The 21,009-nt window shown below is 72.2% G+C and carries 21 protein-coding genes; 14 read left to right on the top strand and 7 right to left on the bottom strand.

The features are described from left to right. The first annotated feature begins 242 nt into the window (after positions 1–242). From ACFYNU_RS33285 to ACFYNU_RS33275, 3 genes are read left to right on the top strand one after another with little or no spacing between them, the layout of a single operon-like run. Positions 243–1,283, top strand: a complete 1,041-nt coding sequence (locus tag ACFYNU_RS33285) for an alpha/beta hydrolase (RefSeq protein WP_356593377.1) — start codon at positions 243–245, stop codon at positions 1,281–1,283. Continuing rightward, positions 1,280–2,437, top strand: coding sequence for an acyltransferase (locus ACFYNU_RS33280; protein WP_356593379.1), 1,158 nt, complete (start codon positions 1,280–1,282; stop codon positions 2,435–2,437). Before ACFYNU_RS33285 ends, ACFYNU_RS33280 begins: the two co-directional genes overlap by 4 nt. 57 nt (positions 2,438–2,494) lie before the next feature. Further along, complete coding sequence (locus ACFYNU_RS33275; protein ID WP_356593381.1) at positions 2,495–2,635, top strand: hypothetical protein; 141 nt, start codon at positions 2,495–2,497, stop codon at positions 2,633–2,635. Between the two features lie 7 nt (positions 2,636–2,642). Here the strand turns inward: ACFYNU_RS33275 and ACFYNU_RS33270 are convergent, their stop codons facing one another. Both ACFYNU_RS33270 and ACFYNU_RS33265 read right to left on the bottom strand, forming a co-directional pair. After that, the gene (locus tag ACFYNU_RS33270; RefSeq protein ID WP_356593383.1) at positions 2,643–3,659 is read right to left on the bottom strand and encodes an aldo/keto reductase; all 1,017 of its coding nucleotides are present in this window, start codon (positions 3,657–3,659) and stop codon (positions 2,643–2,645) included. Further along, complete coding sequence (locus ACFYNU_RS33265; protein ID WP_356593385.1) at positions 3,656–4,132, bottom strand: MerR family transcriptional regulator; 477 nt, start codon at positions 4,130–4,132, stop codon at positions 3,656–3,658. Before ACFYNU_RS33265 ends, ACFYNU_RS33270 begins: the two co-directional genes overlap by 4 nt. A 114-nt stretch (positions 4,133–4,246) precedes the next feature. Here ACFYNU_RS33265 and ACFYNU_RS33260 point away from each other — a divergent pair, with 114 nt between their 5' ends. Then, positions 4,247–5,062 (top strand): serine hydrolase domain-containing protein, encoded by an 816-nt coding sequence (locus ACFYNU_RS33260; RefSeq protein WP_356593387.1) that lies wholly within the window; start codon positions 4,247–4,249, stop codon positions 5,060–5,062. On the opposite strand, the gene ACFYNU_RS33255 is transcribed toward ACFYNU_RS33260, so the two are convergent. After that, entirely contained in the window at positions 5,059–5,721 is a 663-nt protein-coding gene (locus ACFYNU_RS33255) for a pirin family protein (RefSeq protein WP_356593578.1), read from the bottom strand. The two genes, ACFYNU_RS33260 and ACFYNU_RS33255, sit on opposite strands and share 4 nt — an antisense overlap. A 61-nt stretch (positions 5,722–5,782) precedes the next feature. On the opposite strand from ACFYNU_RS33255, the gene ACFYNU_RS33250 reads away from it, so the two are divergent. From ACFYNU_RS33250 to fabF, 5 genes are all read left to right on the top strand, one after another. Beyond that, positions 5,783–6,964, top strand: coding sequence for a CdaR family transcriptional regulator (locus tag ACFYNU_RS33250; RefSeq protein ID WP_023542035.1), 1,182 nt, complete (start codon positions 5,783–5,785; stop codon positions 6,962–6,964). A gap of 89 nt (positions 6,965–7,053) precedes the next feature. After that, on the top strand, positions 7,054–7,980 hold the full coding sequence (locus tag ACFYNU_RS33245; RefSeq protein WP_356593390.1) for an ACP S-malonyltransferase: 927 nt from the start codon (positions 7,054–7,056) through the stop codon (positions 7,978–7,980). A 15-nt stretch (positions 7,981–7,995) separates the two neighbouring features. Further along, the gene (locus tag ACFYNU_RS33240) at positions 7,996–8,997 is read left to right on the top strand and encodes a ketoacyl-ACP synthase III (RefSeq protein ID WP_356593392.1); all 1,002 of its coding nucleotides are present in this window, start codon (positions 7,996–7,998) and stop codon (positions 8,995–8,997) included. Positions 8,998–9,070: 73 nt separating this feature from the next. Further along, positions 9,071–9,319: an acyl carrier protein gene (locus ACFYNU_RS33235; RefSeq protein WP_356593394.1), complete on the top strand. Its 249-nt coding sequence runs from the start codon at positions 9,071–9,073 to the stop codon at positions 9,317–9,319. Positions 9,320–9,398: 79 nt separating this feature from the next. Then, entirely contained in the window at positions 9,399–10,661 is a 1,263-nt protein-coding gene (gene fabF / locus ACFYNU_RS33230) for a beta-ketoacyl-ACP synthase II (RefSeq protein WP_356593396.1), read from the top strand. A 61-nt stretch (positions 10,662–10,722) separates the two neighbouring features. On the opposite strand, the gene ACFYNU_RS33225 is transcribed toward fabF, so the two are convergent. Together ACFYNU_RS33225 and ACFYNU_RS33220 are read right to left on the bottom strand one after the other, a co-directional pair. After that, a complete protein-coding gene (locus ACFYNU_RS33225) occupies positions 10,723–11,607 on the bottom strand; it encodes an NAD(P)-dependent oxidoreductase (protein WP_356593398.1) in 885 nt (294 codons plus the stop codon). Positions 11,608–11,649: 42 nt separating this feature from the next. Further along, on the bottom strand, positions 11,650–12,144 hold the full coding sequence (locus ACFYNU_RS33220; RefSeq protein ID WP_356593400.1) for a DUF3145 domain-containing protein: 495 nt from the start codon (positions 12,142–12,144) through the stop codon (positions 11,650–11,652). A 271-nt stretch (positions 12,145–12,415) separates the two neighbouring features. On the opposite strand from ACFYNU_RS33220, the gene ACFYNU_RS33215 reads away from it, so the two are divergent. Then, positions 12,416–13,372: an SGNH/GDSL hydrolase family protein gene (locus ACFYNU_RS33215; RefSeq protein ID WP_356593402.1), complete on the top strand. Its 957-nt coding sequence runs from the start codon at positions 12,416–12,418 to the stop codon at positions 13,370–13,372. Between the two features lie 35 nt (positions 13,373–13,407). Beyond that, entirely contained in the window at positions 13,408–14,448 is a 1,041-nt protein-coding gene (locus ACFYNU_RS33210; RefSeq protein WP_356593580.1) for an aldose epimerase family protein, read from the top strand. A 9-nt stretch (positions 14,449–14,457) separates the two neighbouring features. Here ACFYNU_RS33210 and ACFYNU_RS33205 read toward each other — a convergent pair whose 3' ends face one another. After that, positions 14,458–16,950 carry a glycoside hydrolase family 3 C-terminal domain-containing protein gene (locus tag ACFYNU_RS33205; protein WP_356593404.1) on the bottom strand — a complete coding sequence of 831 codons (2,493 nt, stop codon included), beginning with the start codon at positions 16,948–16,950 and terminating at the stop codon, positions 14,458–14,460. A gap of 157 nt (positions 16,951–17,107) precedes the next feature. On the opposite strand from ACFYNU_RS33205, the gene ACFYNU_RS33200 reads away from it, so the two are divergent. The 3 genes from ACFYNU_RS33200 (at position 17,108) to ACFYNU_RS33190 (ending at position 20,039) form a co-directional block, all read left to right on the top strand. Further along, a complete protein-coding gene (locus ACFYNU_RS33200; RefSeq protein WP_356593406.1) occupies positions 17,108–17,692 on the top strand; it encodes a TetR/AcrR family transcriptional regulator in 585 nt (194 codons plus the stop codon). 79 nt (positions 17,693–17,771) lie between these two features. Then, on the top strand, positions 17,772–19,013 hold the full coding sequence (locus ACFYNU_RS33195; protein ID WP_356593583.1) for a pyroglutamyl peptidase: 1,242 nt from the start codon (positions 17,772–17,774) through the stop codon (positions 19,011–19,013). A gap of 174 nt (positions 19,014–19,187) precedes the next feature. Continuing rightward, entirely contained in the window at positions 19,188–20,039 is an 852-nt protein-coding gene (locus tag ACFYNU_RS33190; protein ID WP_356593408.1) for a DUF899 family protein, read from the top strand. A 19-nt stretch (positions 20,040–20,058) separates the two neighbouring features. Here the strand turns inward: ACFYNU_RS33190 and ACFYNU_RS33185 are convergent, their stop codons facing one another. Further along, entirely contained in the window at positions 20,059–20,937 is an 879-nt protein-coding gene (locus tag ACFYNU_RS33185; RefSeq protein ID WP_356593410.1) for an EI24 domain-containing protein, read from the bottom strand. Positions 20,938–21,009 lie beyond the last annotated feature (72 nt).

Raw genomic sequence — 21,009 nt, 5'->3', positions numbered from 1 at the left:
AAGTCACGCCGTCCGGACACCCCCCTCCGAAGACCCCGCACCCCGCCCCCCACCACGAACAGCAACCCACCCAGCGCGCCGCAGGCGAACCCCGCGAACCCGCAACCGCGCCGCAGGCGGCCCCGCCCCACCCCTACCCAGGTAGCACCCCCGACTTGGCCCCCCGGTGTGACGCCCCCGCCCCCGTCGTCTTCCTACCTTCCTCCCGCCACACCCCGTGGCCACAACGAGGGAGACGCGAAATGCGCCGCTTCACAAGGACCTTGGTCGCCGCCGCGCTGATGGCCACCCTGGTGTCCGGCACCGCCGGCTGGGCGTCCGGGAACGCGCAGCAGCCGGTCACCGGGCCACCGCCCGGCACCGCCGCCTGGCTGGACGACGGCTCGCTCGGGCGGGCGCTGCCCGACCCGGGGGACGCGACCCCGGCCCAGGTCGCCGCGTTCTTCGGCTCGTTGAGCGGCGCCCAGCAGCGGGAGCTGGCCCGGCGTCATCCCTCCGTCGTCGGCAACCTCGACGGCGCCCCCGTCCCACTGCGCTACCGGGCCAACAGGCTGGCCGTCGCCGAGGACCCCCGCTACCGGCGCCTCGCGGAGCCCGGCCGGCAGATCATCGCGTTCGACCCGCGGGGCCGCGGCACCGTCGCCGAGGTGTACGGGGATCTGCTGACGGCCCGTCATGTGTCCGTGGTGGTGCCGGGTTCGGACATCGACGCCGGGACCTATGACCGGTCGAAGGACCCGTACGGCACCCCCGCCGGGATGGCCACGTCGCTGCGGACGGCGACGAACGGCCGTACCGCCGTGGTGGCGTGGGCCGGTTACACGACGCCCGTCGGCGTGGGGCTGGACGCCGCGACCGGGGAGCTGGCCGAGGCGGGGGCGGAGCGGCTGGCCCGGTTCACCGCGGGTCTGACCGCCGCCGGCGCCGAGACGCCGGCGTTGTTCTGCCACAGCTACGGCTCCGTGGTGTGCGGCCTCGCCGCGCACGAGGCTGCGGCGGGCGACATCGTCGTGTTCGGCTCCCCCGGCATGCGCGCCGACAGCGTGGACGCCCTGCGCACGGACGCGAGGGTGTGGGCGGCGAAGGACCCGTCGGACTGGATCTCGAAGGTGCCGAACGTCGAGTTCCTGGGGCTGGGCCACGGCCCGGACCCGGCGGCGGAGGGCTTCGGCGCGCGCCGCGTCCCCGCGCGGAGCGCGCACGGACACACCGGCTACTTCGCTCCCGGTACGGACTCGCTGCGCGCGTTCGCCTCGATCGCCACGGGCGGTGACGTGCGATGAGGTTCGCCGAGAGGATCGAGGCGCGGACGCCCGCGTCCCGGGACCGCGCGATCGACGGTCTGCGCGCGCTGGCGCTGCTCGCGGTGCCGACGGGGCACTGGCTGCTGGGTGGTTTCACCCTGGACGACGGGGCGTTGCGCAACGCGAGTCCGCTGAGCACGTTCGGGTTCCTCGCGCCGGCGAGCTGGGTGCTTCAGATGCTGGGCATCTTCTTCCTGGTCGGGGGGTACGCGTCGGTGCTGTCGTACCGGCGCCGGAAGGGCTCCACGGCGGCGTGGCTCCGGCAGCGCGTCATCCGGCTGGGGCGCCCGGTGCTGGGCGTGACGGCGGTGTGGGCGGTGCTGGTCCCGGTGCTGTACGCGGCCGGTGTGCCGGGGACGACGCTGCGTACGGGCTCGACGCTGGTGGTGCAGCCGCTGTGGTTCGTGGGGGTGTACGTCGTGGTGACGGCGCTGACGCCGTACTGCGTGCGGGCGGCGCGGCGCATGGGGGCGTGGGCGGCGGCGCCGTTGCTGGGGGTGGTGGCCGTCGTGGACGTGCTGCGGTACGGCCCGTGGGGCGAGGCGATGCCCGGGTGGCTGAGCGTGGTGAACATCCTGCCGGGCTGGCTGTTCGCGTATCAGCTCGGTGTGTCGTGGGGCGAGGGCAGGATCGGCCGGCGTGGTGCGCGGGTGCTGCTGGTGGGTGGCGGGGTGCTGTTCGCCGTGCTGCTGGTGGTGTTCCACTATCCGGCGTCGATGGTGGGGGTGCCGGGTGAGGCGCGGACCAATTCGCATCCGCCGTCGCTGCTGGTGCTGGCGCTGGCCGCCGTGCAGAGCGGTGCGGCGATCCTGCTGCGGGACCGGATCGCGCGGGTGCTGCGCAGGCCGGCGCTGTGGGCGCCGGTCGTGGTGATCAATCTGTCCGCGATGACGATCCTGTGCTGGCATCAGACGGCGATGCTCGCGGCGGCGGTGCCGGGGTCGTATCTGGGCGCGGTGCCGGGGCTGACGACGGCGCCGGACTCGCTCGGCTGGATCGGGGCCCGGGTGCTGTGGATGCCGTTGTTCGCGGTGCTGCTGGTGGTGATCGCCCGGTACGCGCGGGTCTTCGAGACGCCGTGGCAGTCGGGGACGCGGGCGGCGAGGGTCCGTCGTGTGGATCAGGCCGGATAAGGGAGCGGGGTCTGGTGCGTGCGATCGCAAGGCGGAGGAGGGAGGCATGGCGGAGCCATGCCGACCGACGACAACACGGCGAGGGTGCGTGCCAGGGACCGCGAGCCCGGCAAGATCCGCACGACGGACCCTAAGGCCCGCCGGGCGGCGGCGGGGCTGCTCGCGGCGGGCTTCGCGGTGTACGCGCTGGCGTCGTGACGTGGTGCTATTCGCGGGCGGCGGCCGTGAAGGACATGTCGGGGTAGCGGTCGCCGGAGACCTGCCCGGCGATCGGCTCCAGGAGGGCGAGTTCCTCCGGGGTGAGGGTGATGCGGGTGGCGGCGGAGTTCTCCAGCAGGCGCGAGCGCTTGCGGGTGCCGGGGATCGGTACGACGGTCAGGCCGTGCACCTGGGCCCGCTGCTGCACCCAGGCGAGCGCGATCTGCCCGGCGGTGGCGCCGTGCGCGGCGGCGACGGCGCGGACGGGTTCGAGGAGGGCGGCGTTGCGTCCGGCGTTGTCCCCGTTGAAGCGGGGCTGGGTGAGCCGGATGTCGGCGCCTCGCAGGTCCGTCTCGGCCTGGGTGAAGGAGCCGGTCAGGAAGCCCCGGCCGAGCGGCGAGTACGGGACGAGGGCGACGCCCAGTTCGGCGGCGGCGGCCACGGCGCTCGTCTCGACGTCGCGGGAGAACAGCGACCACTCGGACTGGAGGGCGGCGATGGGGTGGACGGAGTGCGCCTCGCGCAGTTCCGCGCCGGTGACCTCGCTGAGGCCGAGGTGTTTGACCTTGCCCTCGGCGACGAGTTCGGCCATGGTGCCGACGGAGTCGGCGAGCGGCACGGCGGGGTCGCGGCGGTGCATGTAGTAGAGGTCGATGACGTCGACGCCCAGGCGCCGCAGGGAGCCTTCGACGGCCCGCCTGATGTAGGCGGGGTCGTTGCGGATGCCCCGGTACGCCGGGTCGTCGGTGCGTTCGATGGCGAATTTGGTGGCGAGGGTGATCTCGTCGCGGTGGGCGGCGACGAACGGCGCGAGGAACGTCTCGTTGGCTCCGCGCCCGTACGCGTCGGCGGTGTCGATGAGGGTGACACCGGCCTCGACGGTCGCTTCGAGGGTGTCCCGGGCGGCCGTCTCGTCGGTGTCGCCGTAGAACTCGCTGATGCCCATGGCGCCGAAGCCCTGGACGCCGACCGTGGGGCCGGCGGCGCCGAGCGTGACGGTGGCGATCTTCTCTGTGGTGCTCATGAGGCCCTTTCCGATGCACGCTGCGCGTGGTGCGCACCGGCGTAGAAGTCGATCTTGTAGTCGAGTACGGCGAGGGTGTCCTGGAGTTCGGTGATCCGGGTGCGTACGTCGCGCCGGGTCCGCTCCAGCAGTTCCTGCCGTTGTTCGAAGGTGTGCTCGCCCTCCCGGACCAGCTCGGCGTAGCGGACCATGTCGGCGACCGGCATGCCGGTGAGGCGCAGTTTGCCGACGAAGGTGAGCCAGTCGAGGTCACGGTTGGTGAAGCGCCGCTGCCCGGTGTGCGACCGGTCGATGTGCGGCATGAGCCCGATGCGCTCGTACCAGCGCAGGGTGTGGGCGGTGAGGCCGGTGAAGGTGACCACTTCGCTGATCGTGTACTGGTCCTGGCCGGTGGGGCGCGGGTGCGTCGGCGGGGCCGACACGCAGATGTCCTCGGTCTCCGTCCGGACGGCGGTGCTTTCGATCAGCGTCATACCTTCAAACGTAGAACCTTGGAGTGCACTCGAAGCAAGCGAAACACGGGACGATTTTCGCGGGCCGCCCACCTGGCGTCCGGCGCCGGGTCCGGCCGGTCTACGCTCGTGGCCATGCAGAGCCTGGCGATGATCGAGAACTGGCCCGTGCCGACGGCCGCCGCCGCCGTCGTACGGGCGGACGGCACGGTGAGCGGGTCGCGGGGCCCGGTGTCGCACCGTTTCCCGCTGGCGTCGGTGACCAAGCCGCTGGCCGCGTACGCGGTGCTCGTGGCGTACGAGGAGGGCGCGGTGGAGCTGGACGAGCCGGCCGGGCCCGAGGGCTCGACGGTCCGCCATCTTCTCTCGCACGCCAGCGGTCTGGCGTACGACGAGTACCGGGTGACGGCGCCGCCCGGCACGAGGCGGCTGTACTCGAACGCGGGTTTCGAGGCGCTCGGGGAGCATGTCACGAAGGCGACGGACATCCCGTTCGGCGAGTATCTGCGCCAGGCGGTGCTCGAACCGCTGGGCATGGTGTCGACGACGCTGGACGGCTCGCCCGCCAGGGACGGGGTCTCGACGGTGGAGGATCTGGTCCGCTTCGCGGCGGAGCTCCAGGCGCCGCGGCTGCTCGATCCGCGTACGGTGCTCACCGCGATGACGGTGGACCGGCCGGGGCTGTCGGGCATCCTGCCCGGCTACGGGCATCAGAAGCCCAACGACTGGGGTCTGGGTTTGGAGATCAGGGACGCCAAGTCGCCGCACTGGACGGGCGGTTCGTCGTCGCCGCGGACGTTCGGCCACTTCGGCCAGTCGGGGACGTTCCTGTGGGTCGACCCGGACGCGGGCGCCGCGTGCGTGGCGCTCACCGACCGGGACTTCGGCCCGTGGGCGGTCGAGGCGTGGCCGCCGTTCACGGACGCGGTGCTGGCGGAGCTGCGGTCCTAGGAGCGGTCGGGGGCCAGTTCCCAGATCAGGACCTCGGCGGGTTCGTCGGCGGTCAGTTCGAGGCCGTCGGAGTCGGTGATACGCGCCGAGTCGCCGGGGCCCAGTTCCACGCCCGCCAGCACCACCAGGCCGCGTACGACGTGCAGATACGCGTACGCGGCGTCGGGAATCGCGGCGCGCTCGCCCTCCTTCAGGCGGCGTACGTGCAGCATCGCGCCGGCTTCGGGGAGCGCGTACGGCGTGGAGTCGGCGATGCCGCGCACGATCTCGTAGCGGGGGTCGCCGCCGGGCGTGAGCGGGGCGAGCCACATCTGGACGAAGACCAGGGGCCGGTGCCCGTCGTTGCGTTCCTCGTGCCGTACGCCGCCGCCCGCGCCGAGGCGCTGGACGTCGCCGGGCCGCACCCGCGTGGTGTTCCCGGCGGAGTCGCGGTGGGTGAGTTCGCCCTCGACGACCCAGGTGACGATCTCGGTGTGGCTGTGCGGGTGTTCGTCGAATCCGGCGCCGGGGGCGAGCCGTTCCTCGTTGCAGGCGATGACCGCGCCGAAGCGGAGGTTGTCGGGTTCGTAGAACTGCCCGAAGGAGAAGGCGTGGAGGGACTCGATCCCGGCGGACAGGTCACCGCCGGGATAGCGGTCGTCGGCGTACCGGACGGAAATCACGGTCCCCACCGTAGACCCGGCCCGGCACGCGGCCGTCCCGATAAGGCAGTCTTGTCCCGTGCCTGAACCCGCGAACGAAGCCCATCCGCATCCCGCGACCCTGCGCCGTCTGGAGAAGTCCGCCGGCAGGCTGGCCGCGAACGCGATCGCCCGTATGGACGAGAAGCTGCCGTGGTACCGCGCGATGCCGCCGGAGAACCGTTCGTGGATCGGTCTGGTGGCCCAGGCGGGGATCGCGGCCTTCACCGAGTGGTTCCGGCATCCGGAGACGCCGCAGGCCATCTCCACCGATGTGTTCGGTACGGCTCCGCGTGAGCTGACGCGGGCGATCACGCTGCGCCAGACCGTCGAGATGGTGCGCACCACCATCGAGGTCATGGAGTCGGCGATCGAGGAGGTCGCGGCGCCGGGTGATGTGTCGGTGCTGCGGGAGGCGCTGCTGGTGTACGCGCGGGAGATCGCGTTCGCGACGGCGCAGGTGTACGCGCAGGCCGCGGAGGCGCGTGGCGCGTGGGACGCGCGCCTGGAGTCGCTGGTGGTGAACGCGGTGCTGTCCGGTGAGGCCGACGAGGGCGCCGTGTCGCGGGCCTCGGCGCTGGGCTGGAATTCGCCGGAGCATGTGTGTGTGCTGCTGGGCACGGCGCCCGACGGGGACAGCGAGCTGACGGTGGAGGCTATCCGCCGGGCCGCGCGGCACGCCAAGCTCCAGGTCCTGACGGGGGTGCTCGGCGACCGGCTGGTGGTGATCGCGGGCGGCAGCGACAATCCGCTCCAGGTCGCGAAGGCGCTGATCGGGCCGTACGCGGCGGGGCCGGTGGTGGCGGGCCCGGTGGTGCCCGATCTGCTGGCGGCCACACGGTCGGCGCAGGCGGCGGCGGCCGGGCTGAAGGCGTGTTCGGCGTGGCAGGACGCGCCGCGTCCCGTACTCTCCGACGATCTGCTGCCGGAGCGCGCGATCGCGTCGGATCCGGCCGCGCGTGAGCAACTGGTGGAGGAGATCTACAGACCGCTTGAAGAAGCGGGCTCGGCATTGCTGGAAACTCTGAGTGTGTATCTGGAGCAGGCGAGCAGTCTCGAAGGTGCCGCGCGGATGCTGTTCGTGCACCCCAACACCGTGCGCTACCGGCTCCGACGTGTGACCGACGTCACCGGGTGGTCGCCGTCCGATGTCCGTTCCGCTTTCACTCTGCGGATCGCGTTGATCTTGGGAAGGCTGGCCGACGGGGAATCGCCTTCCTGACCTTTTGTGGGACTTCAACAATTACCCCGACGGTTCTTCGTCCTTGTCCCCACGGGCGGCGGAGGCCGTCCGCACGAGAGAGTGTGAGGGTGCTCGTACTCGTCGCTCCCGGCCAAGGCGCTCAGACGCCCGGCTTCCTGACTCCCTGGCTCGACCTCCCCGGTGCCGAAGACCGGCTGCGGGCGTGGTCGGACACCATCGATCTCGATCTGGTCCACTACGGCACGAAGGCCGACGAGGACGAGATCCGTGACACCGCGGTGGCCCAGCCGCTGCTGGTCGCCGCCGGACTGCTGTCCGCCGGGGCCGTGCGCGAGCTGCTGGGCGACGGCCGGGTCGGCGCGGTCGCGGGGCACAGCGTCGGCGAGATCACCGCCGCCGTGTACGCGGGTGTGCTGGACGAGGAGGCCGCGCTGGGCTTCGTCCGTACGCGCGGTCTGGCCATGGCCGAGGCGGCGGCCCTGACGCCGACCGGTATGGCCGCGCTGCTCGGCGGCGACCCCGAGGTGACCCTGCCGCATCTGGCGAAGCTCGGTCTGACCCCGGCGAATGTGAACGGGGCCGGCCAGATCGTGGCCGCGGGCACCCTGGAGCAGATCGCCGCGCTGGAGGCCGACAAGCCCGAGGGCGTACGACGGGTGGTGCCGCTCAAGGTCGCGGGCGCCTTCCACACCGAGCACATGGCCCCGGCGGTGGCACGGCTGGCGGACGCCGCGGAGAAGCTCGACGTGTCCGACCCCGCCCTGCCGTACGTGTCCAACAAGGACGGGCAGACTGTGGCCACGGGGACCGAGGTCGTCGCACGGCTGGTCGGCCAGGTCGCCAACCCGGTCCGCTGGGACCTGTGCATGGAGACGTTCACGGAGCGGGGTGTGACGGCGCTGGTCGAACTGTGCCCCGGCGGCACACTGACCGGCATCGCCAAGCGCGCCCTGCGCGGTGTGAGGACCCTCGCGCTCAAGACCCCCGCCGACCTCGACGCGGCTCGCGAGATCGTCGCAGAGCACGCTTCCTAAGGAGCCCGAGAGAGCATGGCGAAGATCAGGCCCAGCCAGGGCGCGCCGTACGCCCGCATCATGGGTGTCGGCGGCTACCGTCCGACGCGCGTGGTGCCCAACGAGGTGATCCTCGAGACGATCGACTCGTCCGACGAGTGGATCCGCTCCCGCTCCGGTATCGCGACCCGTCACTGGGCCTCCGACGAGGAGACCGTGGCGATGATGTCGATCGAGGCGTCCGGCAAGGCCATCGCCGACGCCGGGATCACGCCGGAGCAGATCGGCGGCGTGATCGTGTCGACCGTCTCGCACTTCAAGCAGACGCCGGCCGTCGCCACCGAGATCGCCGACCGGATCGGCGCGGGCAAGCCGGCCGCGTTCGACATCTCGGCGGGCTGCGCCGGCTTCGGTTACGGGCTGACGCTCGCCAAGGGCATGGTCGTCGAGGGCTCGGCGGAGTACGTGCTGGTCATCGGCGTGGAGCGGCTGTCGGACCTCACGGACCTCGAAGACCGCGCCACGGCCTTCCTGTTCGGCGACGGCGCGGGCGCGGTCGTCGTCGGCCCGTCGCAGGAGCCCGAGATCGGTCCGACGGTCTGGGGCTCCGAGGGCGACAAGTCGAACACGATCACGCAGACCGTGCCGTGGGACGACTACCGCAAGGGGACGCCCGAGAAGTTCCCCGCCCTCACGCAGGAGGGCCAGGCGGTGTTCCGCTGGGCCGTCTTCGAGATGGCGAAGATCGCCCAACAGGCGCTCGACGCGGCCGGGATCACCTCGGCGGACCTGGACGTCTTCATTCCGCACCAGGCCAATATGCGGATCATCGACTCGATGGTGAAGACTCTGAAGCTGCCGGAGCACGTCACGGTCGCCCGTGACGTGGAAACCACCGGCAACACCTCGGCCGCCTCGATCCCGCTCGCGATGGAGCGGCTTCTGGCGACCGGTCAGGCGAAGAGCGGCGACACCGCGCTCGTCATCGGCTTCGGGGCGGGTCTCGTGTACGCCGCGACGGTCGTTACCCTCCCCTAGGCACACCGGATCTTTCCGGACCGTGCTTGTACAAATCCCTCTGCTCACGCTGAATATCGAAGGAGCGCCCAACATGGCCGCCACTCAGGAAGAGATCGTCACCGGTCTCGCGGAGATCGTGAACGAGATCGCCGGCATCCCGGTCGAGGACGTCCAGCTGGACAAGTCCTTCACCGACGACCTGGACGTCGACTCGCTGTCCATGGTCGAGGTCGTCGTCGCCGCCGAGGAGCGCTTCGACGTGAAGATCCCGGACGACGACGTCAAGAACCTGAAGACCGTCGGCGACGCCGCCGACTACATCGCGAAGCACCAGGTCTGATCCAGGTCGCGCGGCTGACGCCACCCGGTGGTGGCGCCGTAAAAATTCCGCACCCTCTACACGTGGAGAAAGAATTCCAGTGAGCCCGACCAATCGCACCGTGGTCGTCACCGGTATCGGCGCAACCACACCGCTGGGTGGCGACAGCGCATCGACCTGGGAGGGCCTGCTCGCCGGCCGCTCGGGCGTCAAGCCCCTCGAAGGCGAGCGGTTCGCCGAACTGCCGGTCCGGATCGCCGCGCTCGCCGCGGTCGATCCGGGCGACGTGCTGCCCCGTCCGCTCGCCCGCAAGCTGGACCGCTCGGCGCAGTTCGCGCTGATCGCGGCCCGTGAGGCGTGGGCGGACGCGGGGTACAAGGCCAAGGCCGGCGAGGACGAGAACGTCGCCCCCGAGCGGCTGGGGACGGTCATCGCCTCCGGCATCGGCGGCGTGACCACCCTGCTCGACCAGTACGACGTGCTGAAGGAGAAGGGCGTACGCCGCGTCTCCCCGCACACCGTGCCGATGCTGATGCCCAACGGCCCCTCCGCCAATGTCGGTCTGGAGGTGGGCGCCCAGGCGGGCGTGCACACCCCGGTGTCCGCGTGCGCGTCGGGCGCCGAGGCGATCGGCTACGCCGTGGAGATGATCCGCACCGGCCGCGCCGACGTCGTGGTGGCGGGCGGCACGGAGGCGGCGATCCACCCGCTGCCGGTCGCCGCGTTCGCCAACATGATGGCGATGTCGAAGAACAACGACGAGCCCACCAAGGCGTCCCGCCCCTACGACAAGGCCCGTGACGGCTTCGTCCTCGGCGAGGGCGCGGGCGTGGTGGTCCTGGAGTCCGCCGAGCACGCCGCCGCGCGCGGCGCCCGCGTGTACTGCGAGGTGCTGGGCCAGGGTCTGTCCGCCGACAGCCACCACATCGCGCAGCCCGAGCCCACCGGCCGCGGTGTGGCGGCGGCGATGCGCAACCTGCTCGACAACACCGGTATGAAGCCGTCGGAGGTCGTGCACCTGAACGCGCACGCCACCTCGACGCCGCAGGGCGACATCGCGGAGATCAAGGCGCTGCGCCGGGTCCTGGGCGACGACCTCGACCATGTCGCGGTCTCCGGTACGAAGTCGATGACCGGCCATCTGCTGGGCGGCGCCGGTGGTATCGAGACGGTGGCGACGGTGCTCGCGCTGTACCACCGGCTGGCCCCGCCGACGATCAACGTGGACGACCTGGACGACGAGGTCGAGGCGGACATCGTGCGCGGCGAGCCCCGGGTGCTGCCCGAGGGCACGATCTCGGCGATCAACAACTCGTTCGGCTTCGGCGGCCACAACGTGGTGCTGGCGCTGCGCTCGGTCTGATCCGTCCGTACGCGGACAAGGCCCGGTTCCCGTCCTGGACGGGAACCGGGCCTTCCGCGTGTCAGGCGCCGCTGTCGCCGAAGCTGGCGAAGTACGTCGCCGCCATGTCCTCGTCGCCGTGGCCCTGGGCCTCGGCGCGGGCGAAGCGGTTCGCGCCCGCCTCGGCGACGTCGAGCCGTACGCCGTGCTCCTCGCCCGCCGCGACGATCAGCCGGGCGTCCTTGGCGGCCGTGGTGAGGCCGAAGTTCGGGGAGTAGTCGCCGTCGATGATCGCCGACGACTTGGCGCGCAGATAGCCGCAGTCGAGCGCGCCGCCCGCGACGGCGTCCAGGAAGCTCCGCGGGTCGACGCCGAGACCGTTCGCCAGGGCCACCGCCTCGGCCGTGCCGTGGGTGAGGGTCAGGACCCAGCTGTTGCAGACGAGTTTGAGCCGGGTCGCCGCCCCGGACGCGCCGTCGTCGGCCACCCAGAGTGTGCGCTCGCCCACGGCGTCCAGTACGGATGTGAGGGCGTCCCGCGGCTCCCGCGGCCCGGCGGCCAGGACGGTGAGGCTGCCCTGCTCGGCGGGGCCCCTGGTGCCCAGCACGGGGGCGTCGAAGAAGACCAGTCCGTGCGCGTCGGCCAGTTCGGCGAGCGGGGTGAGAGCGTCCAGGCCCGCCGTCGTGGACTGGAGCCAGAGGGTGCCGGGCCCAAGGCCCGGGGCCGCGGCCCGCATCGCCTCCAGGGTGGCGGGGCCGTCGTACAGCATCGTCAGGACGATGTCGGCGCCGCGTACGGCGTCGGCCGGGCTGTCCGCGATCCGCGCCCCGTCGGCCGCCAGGGGTTCCGCCTTCGCGCGGGTGCGGTTCCAGATCCGGACGGCGTGTCCGGTCCGGCAGAGATTGCGGGCCATCGCCGCGCCCATGATGCCCGCGCCGAGTACAGCTACTTCGATTCGATCAGCCATGGGATCACGGTAGAGCGCGGGCGCGGGGTCGTGCGCGCGGGCTCAGACCACCTGGTGCAGCCAGCGCACCGGGGCGCCCTCGCCCGCGTACCGGAAGGGCTCCAGCTCGTCGTCCCACGGTTTGCCGAGCAGCTTGGCGACCTCGGCCTCCAGCCGGGTCTCGCCGCTCAGCGAGCGGGCGAGGGCGGCGCGCAGCCGGTCCTCGGGGACCAGGATGTCGCCGTGCATTCCGGTGACGGCGTGGAAGATGCCCAGCTCGGGGGTGGCGCTGTAGCGCTCGCCCTCGGCGGTGGGGCTCGGTTCGGCGGTCACCTCGAAGCGCAGCATCTGCCAGCCGCGCAGCGCGGAGGCGAGCTTGGACGCGGTGCCGGCCTCGCCGCGCCAGGAGAACTCGGAGCGCCAGGTACCCGGCGACGCGGGCTGCCTGATCCAGTCGAGCTGGACGCGCACGCCGAGGACGCCCGCCACCGCCCATTCGACGTGGGGGCACATCGCGCGCGGCGCGGAGTGCACGTACAGAACACCACGTGTGGTCACCGGGACCTCCAGTGTGGGACGAGGATCGCCGTTCCCAGCGGCCTCAGTAAACAGCATCGAGAGTGAAACCCCGCAAAACGGACAACATGTGACGGGATGTAACCTACCGGAGTCGCAACGCGTTGTTGACTCTCGTTCGACGCCTGAAAGCTACCTTGCGCGGGGGCCACGGGGGTGCCGTACTGTCGGTCCCAAGGGCGATATACGCGAAGCTTTCACTCGCCAGGACGCCGCCGTACGCATGACGACGCCCACGCGGAGGGTTCACACCATGCCTCAGAGCCCTCAGGGACGTGCCGGGCGGCGCCTCGGCGGGCGGCCGGGCCGTCGCCGCCGGCCACCGTACGCGGGGGTCGCGGCCTCCTGCGCCGGGCTGCTGGTCGCCGCCGTCGCGCTGACGGGGTGCGGTTCGCCGGACGGTCCCGGTCCGGACCGGACCAAGGCGAAGACCAGCCAGGCGCCCCCGCCGAAGCCGGTCTGGGACCGCAGTCCCACCTCGATCGCCGCCGTCGGCGACTCCATCACGCGCGGTTTCGACGCCTGCGGGATTCTCAGCGACTGCCCCGAGGTGTCCTGGGCGACCGGCACGGACGACGGGGTGCGCAGCCTCGCGATGCGGCTGCTCGGCGCGCCGGGTGTGGCGGACCACAGCTGGAACTACGCGCGCTCGGGCGCCTCCGTCGGTGAGCTGCCCGCGCAGATGGCGAAGGTCGCCGTCCACAAGCCGGATCTGGTCACGGTCATGATGGGCGCCAACGACGCCTGCAAGGACGAGGCGGAGCTGATGACGCCGGTGGCCGAGTTCCGGACGTCGTTCGAGGAGTCGATGCGGCGGCTGCGGGCGGGTGCTCCCAAGACGCAGGTGTATGTGGCGAGTGTGCCCGATCTCAAACGGCTCTGGTCCGAGGGCAAGGACAATCCGCTGGGCCGGCAGATCTGGAAGCTGGGGATCTGCGCGTCGATGCTGGGTGATTCGCAGGACATGGGGGCCGCCGCCGTGGAGCGGCGGGCCACGGTGCAGTCGCGGGTGGTGGCGTACAACAAGGTGCTTGAGCAGGTGTGCGCGAAGGATCTGCGCTGCCGTTACGACGGCGGGGCGGTCTTCGACTTCCGGTTCACCGGCGACCAGTTGAGCACCTGGGACTGGTTCCACCCGAGCAAGAACGGCCAGGGCAAGCTGGCCGACATCGCCTACCGCAACGTCGTCGCGGCCAAGCCTCCGGCGTAGGGTCGGCGACCGTGAACGAGTCGACCCTGAACGACATGACCGTGGCCGCGCCCGAGCGCGTCGGTTCGGCGCCGGACGGCACTCCCGTGCACCGCTGGGTCCTGGAGCGGGCCGGTACGCGGGTGGCGGTGCTCGACTACGGCGGGATCCTCCAGTCCGTCGAGGTGCCGGACCGTGACGGGGCGCGCGCCGATGTGGTGCTGGGCTTCGAGGACGTGACGGGCTACGTCGACTGTCCGTCGCCGTACTTCGGCGCGCTGATCGGCCGGTACGCGAACCGCATCGCGGGCGGGACGTTCGCGCTCGACGGGCGGACGTACCGGCTGCCGCGCAACAACGGGCCCAACTGTCTGCACGGCGGTGAGCGCGGCTTCGACAAGCGTGTCTGGGACGCGGAGCGGTCGGCGGACGGGCACGGTGTACGGCTGTCGCTGGTGAGCCCGGACGGCGAGGAGGGGTTCCCGGGGCGGCTGTCGGTCTCGGCGACGTACACGCTGGAGGCGGCGGGCGCGCTGCGGATCGACTACCGGGCGGTGACGGACGCGCCGACGGTGGTGAATCTGACGAATCACTCCTACTGGAACCTGGGCGGCGCGGGCAGTGGCCGAACCGGTGGGCACCGCTTGCGGATCGCGGCGGGTCATGTCACGCCGCTGGACGGCGACTCGGTGCCGACGGGGCCGCCCGTGCCGGTCGGCGGGACCCGTTTCGACTTCCGGGAGCCGCGCGAGGTGGGGTCGGGATACGACCACAACTTCGTGCTGGACCAGGGGACTTCGGGAGCCTCGGGGACCGCGGGGTCGTCGGTCGCGGCGGAGCTGTACGACCCGGTGTCGGGGCGGGTGCTGACGGTGACGACGAGTGAACCGGGCATCCAGCTGTACACCGGCGACCACTTCGACGCGGGGCCGTTCGGGCCCGGCGAGGGGATCGCGCTGGAGACCCAGCACTTCCCCGACTCGCCGAACCGGCCGGACTTCCCGAGCACGGTGCTGCGGCCCGGTGAGGAGTTCCGCTCGGTGACGACGTACGGCTTCTCGACCGCCGGACGGGACGTCGCCCCGTCCGGCGGCTGAGAGGGCCGGTCAGCGGCGGACGGTGGCGCTCAGCCTGCGGTCGGTGAGCGAGCGGCCCGCCTGGATCTCGTACGTGCCGGGGACGGCCGTCCAGCCGTTCGTCCGCTCGTCCCAGACCTCGTACGCGCGGCCCCTGAGCGGGATCGTCACCTCGACGCTCTCGCCGGGGCCCGCCTCGACGGAGGCGAAGCCGGCCAGCCAGCGCGCCGGTCGCTCGGGCGCGCCGGCGGTCTCGGTGGTCTCGGCGGTCTCTGGCGCCAGATAGATCTGGACGGTCTCACGGCCGGGCCGGGCGCCGGTGTTGCGCAGCGTCACGGTGGCCCGTTCGGTCGTGGCGTCCAGCGTCTCGTACTCCCAGTCGGTGTAGCCCAGTCCGTGGCCGAAGGGGTACGCCGGTGTGGTGCCGGCCCGCTCCCAGGCCCGGTAGCCGATGAACACGCCCTCGGTGTAGCGCAGTTCACCGTCGGTGGGGGTGGTGTCGGTGACCGGGACGTCGGCCAGGGAGACCGGCCAGGTGGTGGTGAGCCGGCCGCCGGGCTCCTCGGCGCCGGTGAGGACGTCGGCGAGCGCGGCGCCGCCCTCCTGGCCGGGGAACCAGCTCAGCAGGACGGCCGCCACGTCTTCGCGCCAGGGCAGTTCGACGGGTGAGCCGGTGTTGACGACCACGATCGTGTGCGGGTTGACGGCGGCGACGGCCGCGACGAGCGCGTTCTGGTGGCCGGGCAGTTCCAGGCTCGTACGGTCGAAGCCCTCGGACTCGACGGCCGTGGTGGTGGCGACCACGACGACGGCCGTGTCGGCGGTCCTGGCGGCTTCGACGGCCTCGGCGATCAGCTCCCCGGGGTCGCGCCGGGGGCCGAGGTGGAGCAGGGAGAAGGCGACCGCGTCCATGGGCATCCCGGGGAGCCGGGGCACGGTGAGGCGCAGCGAGACGTCGACGGACTCGCCTTCGAGGAGGGGGACCTGGGCGCGCGGCAGCCGCTCGCCGAAGAACGCGTTGAACGGGTCGGTGCTCTCCCCGAGTCCTTCCTCGCCCTCCCAGACCTTCTCGCCGCCGACGGTGAGGACGAGGGGCCCGATGCCCCGGGTGCCGAAGGTGTGGTCCCCGCTCTCGCGCGGGGTGAACGTACCGGTGAACTCGACGGAGTGCAGTTCGTCGTAGGTGACGCCGTCGGGCAGGTCGGCGCCGACCCACTGGACCATGCCGGAGGGGATGTCGACGGTGCCCAGTTCCCGCCCGTCGGCGGCGCGGCAGACGGCGCGCAGCTCGAACCCCTGCGCGGCGACGGAGAGTTGGTCGCTGGGGTCGGCGCCGACGTGGTAGCTGAGGGTGCCTTCGGGCAGGGCGGCGGTGAGGCCGTCGAGCGGCGCGACGACGTGCGGCGGGAAGACGGTGGCGGAGCCGCCGCCGAGGATCCGGGCGTCGCGGGCGGCGGCGCCGCTGAGCGCGACCGTGCGGGTCCTGGCGGGGTCGAGCGGCAGGGCGGGGTGCCCGTCGCGGGTCTCGTTGCGTACGAGGACGAAGGAGCGGCGCGCGACCTCTCGGGCCACGGCGTCGCCGTCGAGCGGGGCGGGGAGCGCGGACTCGGCGACGACGGCGGGGGCGTTGTCGAGGACGCCGACGCGGGCGGCGAGCCGCAGCACGTTGCGTACGGCGTCGTCGACGAGGGACTCCGCGACGTCACCGGCGCGGACGGCGGTGGCGAGCGCGTCGCCGTACACGGTCTTGGGGCCGGGCATGGCGACGTCGAGGCCGCCGAGGATGTCACCGAGTGTGGAGCGGGCGGCCAGCCAGTCGGAGACGATGAAACCGTCGAATCCCCATTCGCCGCGCAGGACTTCCCGCTGGAGCTGGGAGTGCTCGGTCATCGAGCCGCCGTTGACCCGGTTGTAGGCGGCCATGATGCCCCAGGGGTGGGCGTTCTTGACGATGGCTTCGAACGGGGCGAGGTACAGCTCGCGCAGCGGGCGCGGGGCGACGATGTTGTCGACGGTGAAGCGGTCGGTCTCGGCGTCGTTGGCGACGAAGTGCTTGACGGTCGTGCCGACGCCGCCGTCCTGGACGCCGAGGACATAGCCGGTGCCGATCTCGCCGGTGAGGTACGGGTCTTCGCTGTACGCCTCGAAGTGCCGGCCGCCGAGGGGTGAGCGGTGCAGATTGACGGTCGGCGCGAGGAGGACGTGCACGCCTTTGCGGCGGGCCTCCTGGGCGAGCAACCGGCCTGCCCTGCGGGCCAGTTCGGGGTCCCAGGTGGCGGCGAGGGCGGTGGGTGACGGGAGCGCGACCGACGGGTCGTCGCCGGTCCAGCGCACACCCCGGACGCCGATCGGGCCGTCGGACATGACGAGGGAGGCCAGTCCGATGCCGGGGAGCGCGGGCAGCGACCAGTTGTCCTGCCCCGCCAGCAGCCGCGCCTTGTCGTCGAGATCCAGCTTGCCGAGCGCCGCTTCGACGGCCGCTTCGCGTGCGTGGTCGGCCCGGGTGATGGGTGCGCCGGTCACGGCGGTACCTCCTCGTCAGTGCCCCGCGTTCCTGCGGACGGTTACATGGTGACCCGCAATTCTGTAGACAGGTAGGCTTCGTTATGTATTTGTTACTCGTGTACGGTCCGGAGGGCGGTCCGTGAGCGGACAGGTACGAGAGAGAAGGACCGGTGGGATGGCGAGGGCCAGAAGCACGGAGCGGCGGGCGGAGATTCTTCGCGCCACGATCGAGGTGATCGCCGAACGGGGCTACCGGGGCACGACGCTGGGCGCGGTGGCCGAGCGGGTGGGCCTCACCCAGCAGGGGCTTCTCCACTACTTCCCCACGAAGGAGGCGCTGCTCCTCGCCGTGATGGACGAGCGCGACCAGTGGGACACCGGGGGCGGCAGCCGGGGCGCGGACGGCTGGCGGCTGGAGTTGCTGACGTCGATGGTCGACTACAACGCGATGCGGCCCGGCATCGTGCAGACCTTCTCGGCGCTGCTGGGCGAGAGCGTGACGGAGGGTCATCCGGCCGGGGAGTTCTTCACCCGCCGCTATGTCCAGGTACGGGGCAACATGGCGGGCGTGCTGCGCGACGAGTTCGGCGACCGGCTGCCGAGCGGGCTGACTCCCGAGCAGACGGCGCCGCTGCTGGTGGCCGTGATGGACGGGCTCCAGTACCAGTGGCTGCTCGCACCGGAGTCGGTCGACATGCCGGAGGCGTTCCGGGCGTTCGTGACACTGCTGCGGGGCGGGGCGGAGGGCCCTGAGCGGTAGCGGGTGGCGGGCGCGGGAGGTGATACTTCCGCCACCCGAAGGAAGGACTCCCGTGAGACTCGCGCGCACCACCGGCAACATGGGCCGGTTCGGACTCGTACTGCTCGCGTCGGCCGCCCTGGTCGCCGTGGCGCCTCCCCCGCAGGCCACGGCCGCCGCCCCCGCCCCGGCCGTGACCGTCGAGGAGCGGCGCCTGGACGGCGACGTACCGCGGCGGATACTCGGCGACAGCGGCTTCGACGACGTCGCGCCGGCGTTCGCGGCGTCGCTACGGGGCGCCGGCTCGTACGCGCGGGCCGAGCGGGCGGCCGTACGGCACGGCGAACGGCTCTGGCGGCGCGCCGTGGACCGCGTGCAGGGGCGGGGCCCGGCGGGCGGGGAGCTGAGCCGGGACGACGACCGGCCGCTGTACTGGGCGCGCCTCGCCATGACCCGTGAACTGCGCGCGTGGCACGCGGAGTCGGGGCTCTCCGAGGCGGCGGGCGTACGGCTGCTGGAGCGGCTGGAGAGCGCGTCGCGCGGCCAGGACTCGATGACGGCCGGCGCCGGTGACCGGGCGAAGGGCGTCAAGCGGATCGTGGTCACCGGCTTCGACCCGTTCACGCTCGACCGGGACATCCGGATCAGCAACCCGTCCGGGGCCCTCGCGCTCGCGCTGGACGGCACGGTCATCCGTACGGCCGACGGACCGGCGCGCGTCGAGACCGCCGTGTTCCCGGTCCGCTGGGGCGACTTCGCCGACGGCACGGTCGAGCGCGCGCTGCGCCGTGCGCTGCCACGCGCCGATCTGTTCGTGACGGTCAGCCAGGGGCGGGTGGGCCGGATCGACGTGGAGCGGTACAACGGCGCCTGGCGCGGCGGCTTCGGGGACAACGAGAACGTCTCCGAGACCGGGCTGGTCCCGGTGAAGGACCCGGCCACCCAGCCGCAGTGGACGACCACGTCACTGCCCTACGCGGCGATCGTGGCGGCCGGCACGGGGCCCTTCCCGGTGTACGACAACACGTCGGTCACCGAGGTCCCGGCGGGCGGCACGGCCCCTGTCGTACGGCCCGGCGGACCGACGCCCGGCTCGGCGGCCCGTGCCGGGGGCGGCGGGGACTATCTGTCGAACGAGATCGCCTACCGGGCGACGCTGCTGCGCGACCGGCTCGGGCTTCGCATCCCGGGCGGCCATGTCCACACGCCGGTGCTCCAGTTCGGGCCCGGCAACACCGACCCGGCGACGGGGACGGTGTCGGACCCGGTCTTCGTACAGAACAGGCTGGACATCACGGCGCAGCTGCGGACGATCGTGCGGGTGGCGGCGGAGGAGTCGTAGGAGTCGTAGGGCGGTGCCGGTTCACCGGGTCCGCCCGGTGAACCGGCACCGGCCGGATGTCGTGGCTGATCCGGACCGCGTGTCGCGGCATCCGGGCGGGACACGGCCCCGACCGGCACCTACGTTGCTGAGGAGCGCCCCGTAGTCACGACGAAGCGATCCGAGGAGCCCCTGATGTCCGAGAACCCTGACGACGCGCGACCGCCGGTCGTCGACCGCGCGGCCTTCGAGCGGCAGGTGGAAGAGCTGCGGGCGAGAGAGAAGGCCCATACCCGCGAAGGCGACGCGATCGCCGCCGCGCGCCGCAGGCTCCCGATGGTCGAGGTGGCCGGGGACACCCCGCTGCTGGGGCCGGACGGCCCCACGACGCTCCTGGCCGCGTTCGAGGGGCGACGCCAGTTGATCGCCTACTACTTCATGTGGTGGCCCGGCCGGCCCGCCGCCGAGCAGTGCGAAGGCTGTACGTGGGTGATGAGCCACGTGGGCGAGCTGGCCTATCTGCACTCCCGCGACATCACCTTCGCCGTGTTCAGTCAGGGGCGGAACACCGCGTACGGCTTCGCGGACGCGCGGACGTCGTACGAGGAGAGCCTGCGCTACCGCGCCTTCATGGGGTGGACGATGCCGTGGTACTCCGCCCAGCCCTCGCTCGACTCGCTGCTCGTCGGCCGGGAGCGCGGCCTCTTCCACCTGGTGTGCTACCTGCGCGACGGCGACCGTGTCTTCGAGACGTACTGGACCAAGCGTCGCGGCTCCGAGGCGGTGGACTACAGCTACGCGCTCATGGATCTCACGGCGTACGGGCGCCAGGAGGACTGGGAGGACTCACCGGCGGGCTGGCGGCGCCTGGGGCACGCCACGCGGACCCGGGGCGGGGCTCCCGACTGGCCGCCGCTGCGGGAGGGTTCGGGTGGACGTCCCACAGCACAGTGGCCGCGCGTCGACGCCGGCCGCTCCGACGACTTGGGCGGCACCGGCACCGGAGCCGGCCCGGCGACGGGGCCCGGACCCAGTCACTGTCACTGACGGGTGGAGCGGGCTCCGGTCACCACTCGCGCGGGGCGTCCGCCGCCGGTCCGGGGCGGGCGGCCGGAGCCGTACCCGCGCCCCCGGGCGGGAGCGAACCCGCCTGCGGGGGCGTCGTGTTGAAGCGCAGCGTCGCCGGGTCGCCGGGGTCGCCCCCGGAGCCCTCCCCCGTCAGGTCGCGGGCCATCAGCGTCGCTCCCGCCACCGCGCCCGGCATCAGGAACACCGCGACGAACGGCACCAGGAAGGCGAGCGTCAGCGGGACCCCGAAGCCCAGCGTGAGCAGCCTGCGGCGGCGCAACAGCGGGAGCCGCTCGGCCAGTTCGATGCCCCGGCGCTGCATCGCGACCGCGGTCAGCTCCTCCGTGAGGAAGAAGCCGGACACACAGAAACCGAGCACGGGGACGACGGTCTGGCCGACGACGGGGATGAAGCCGAGGGCGAAGAGCAGGACGCCGTACAGCACCACCCGTACCAGGATCCGCAGGCTGTCCCGCGCGGAGATCCACAGCTCGCGCCAGAGCGGCAGGCCCGACTCCGGGACGTCGCCGCCCTCCGACCGGTCCACGGCCTCGGAGAGCGATTCGTAGAAGGGCTGGCCGACCAGCAGGGTCACGGCGGTGAAGGTGATCACGGCGATGAACAGCGTCAGCACGAACAGCAACGCGGTGAGGAAACCGCGGAACAGCCCCTGCCACGGCGACGACCAGTCGTCGGCGAACGGTGTCGCCCAGGCCGTGAGGTCGTCGGCGCCGTAGCTCAGGCCGACGAGCGCCGCCGCGTACAGCACGAGTGTCACCAGGCCCGGCAGCAGTCCGAAGCCGAACCATCGGCCGTGCGCGCCGACCCAGCGCTGGCCCTTCACCAAGTAGCCGAAGCCCACACCGAGATCACGCATACGGCCACCCTATCGGGCGTGTTCCACGGCTGTTTCGGGACGGTTCCCGGTGGGTTCCATGAGGCGGGTGGG

The organism is Streptomyces sp. NPDC006643, assembly GCF_042870175.1.
GTDB lineage: Bacteria > Actinomycetota > Actinomycetes > Streptomycetales > Streptomycetaceae > Streptomyces.
The sequence above is the reverse complement of the archived record's forward strand: the minus strand, read 5'-3'. Positions and strand labels throughout refer to the sequence as shown.

Coding starts and splice junctions, on each gene's coding strand:
- ACFYNU_RS33225 (WP_356593398.1), bottom strand. CDS start 11,607: ATGGCTGATCGAATCGAAGTAGCTGTACTCGGCGCGGGCATCATGGGC.
- ACFYNU_RS33265 (WP_356593385.1), bottom strand. CDS start 4,132: ATGACGCTGATCGAAAGCACCGCCGTCCGGACGGAGACCGAGGACATC.
- ACFYNU_RS33275 (WP_356593381.1), top strand. CDS start 2,495: ATGCCGACCGACGACAACACGGCGAGGGTGCGTGCCAGGGACCGCGAG.
- ACFYNU_RS33270 (WP_356593383.1), bottom strand. CDS start 3,659: ATGAGCACCACAGAGAAGATCGCCACCGTCACGCTCGGCGCCGCCGGC.
- ACFYNU_RS33280 (WP_356593379.1), top strand. CDS start 1,280: ATGAGGTTCGCCGAGAGGATCGAGGCGCGGACGCCCGCGTCCCGGGAC.
- ACFYNU_RS33285 (WP_356593377.1), top strand. CDS start 243: ATGCGCCGCTTCACAAGGACCTTGGTCGCCGCCGCGCTGATGGCCACC.
- ACFYNU_RS33210 (WP_356593580.1), top strand. CDS start 13,408: ATGACCGTGGCCGCGCCCGAGCGCGTCGGTTCGGCGCCGGACGGCACT.
- ACFYNU_RS33215 (WP_356593402.1), top strand. CDS start 12,416: ATGCCTCAGAGCCCTCAGGGACGTGCCGGGCGGCGCCTCGGCGGGCGG.
- ACFYNU_RS33200 (WP_356593406.1), top strand. CDS start 17,108: ATGGCGAGGGCCAGAAGCACGGAGCGGCGGGCGGAGATTCTTCGCGCC.
- ACFYNU_RS33240 (WP_356593392.1), top strand. CDS start 7,996: ATGGCGAAGATCAGGCCCAGCCAGGGCGCGCCGTACGCCCGCATCATG.
- ACFYNU_RS33235 (WP_356593394.1), top strand. CDS start 9,071: ATGGCCGCCACTCAGGAAGAGATCGTCACCGGTCTCGCGGAGATCGTG.
- ACFYNU_RS33195 (WP_356593583.1), top strand. CDS start 17,772: ATGGGCCGGTTCGGACTCGTACTGCTCGCGTCGGCCGCCCTGGTCGCC.
- ACFYNU_RS33185 (WP_356593410.1), bottom strand. CDS start 20,937: ATGCGTGATCTCGGTGTGGGCTTCGGCTACTTGGTGAAGGGCCAGCGC.
- ACFYNU_RS33190 (WP_356593408.1), top strand. CDS start 19,188: ATGTCCGAGAACCCTGACGACGCGCGACCGCCGGTCGTCGACCGCGCG.
- ACFYNU_RS33260 (WP_356593387.1), top strand. CDS start 4,247: ATGCAGAGCCTGGCGATGATCGAGAACTGGCCCGTGCCGACGGCCGCC.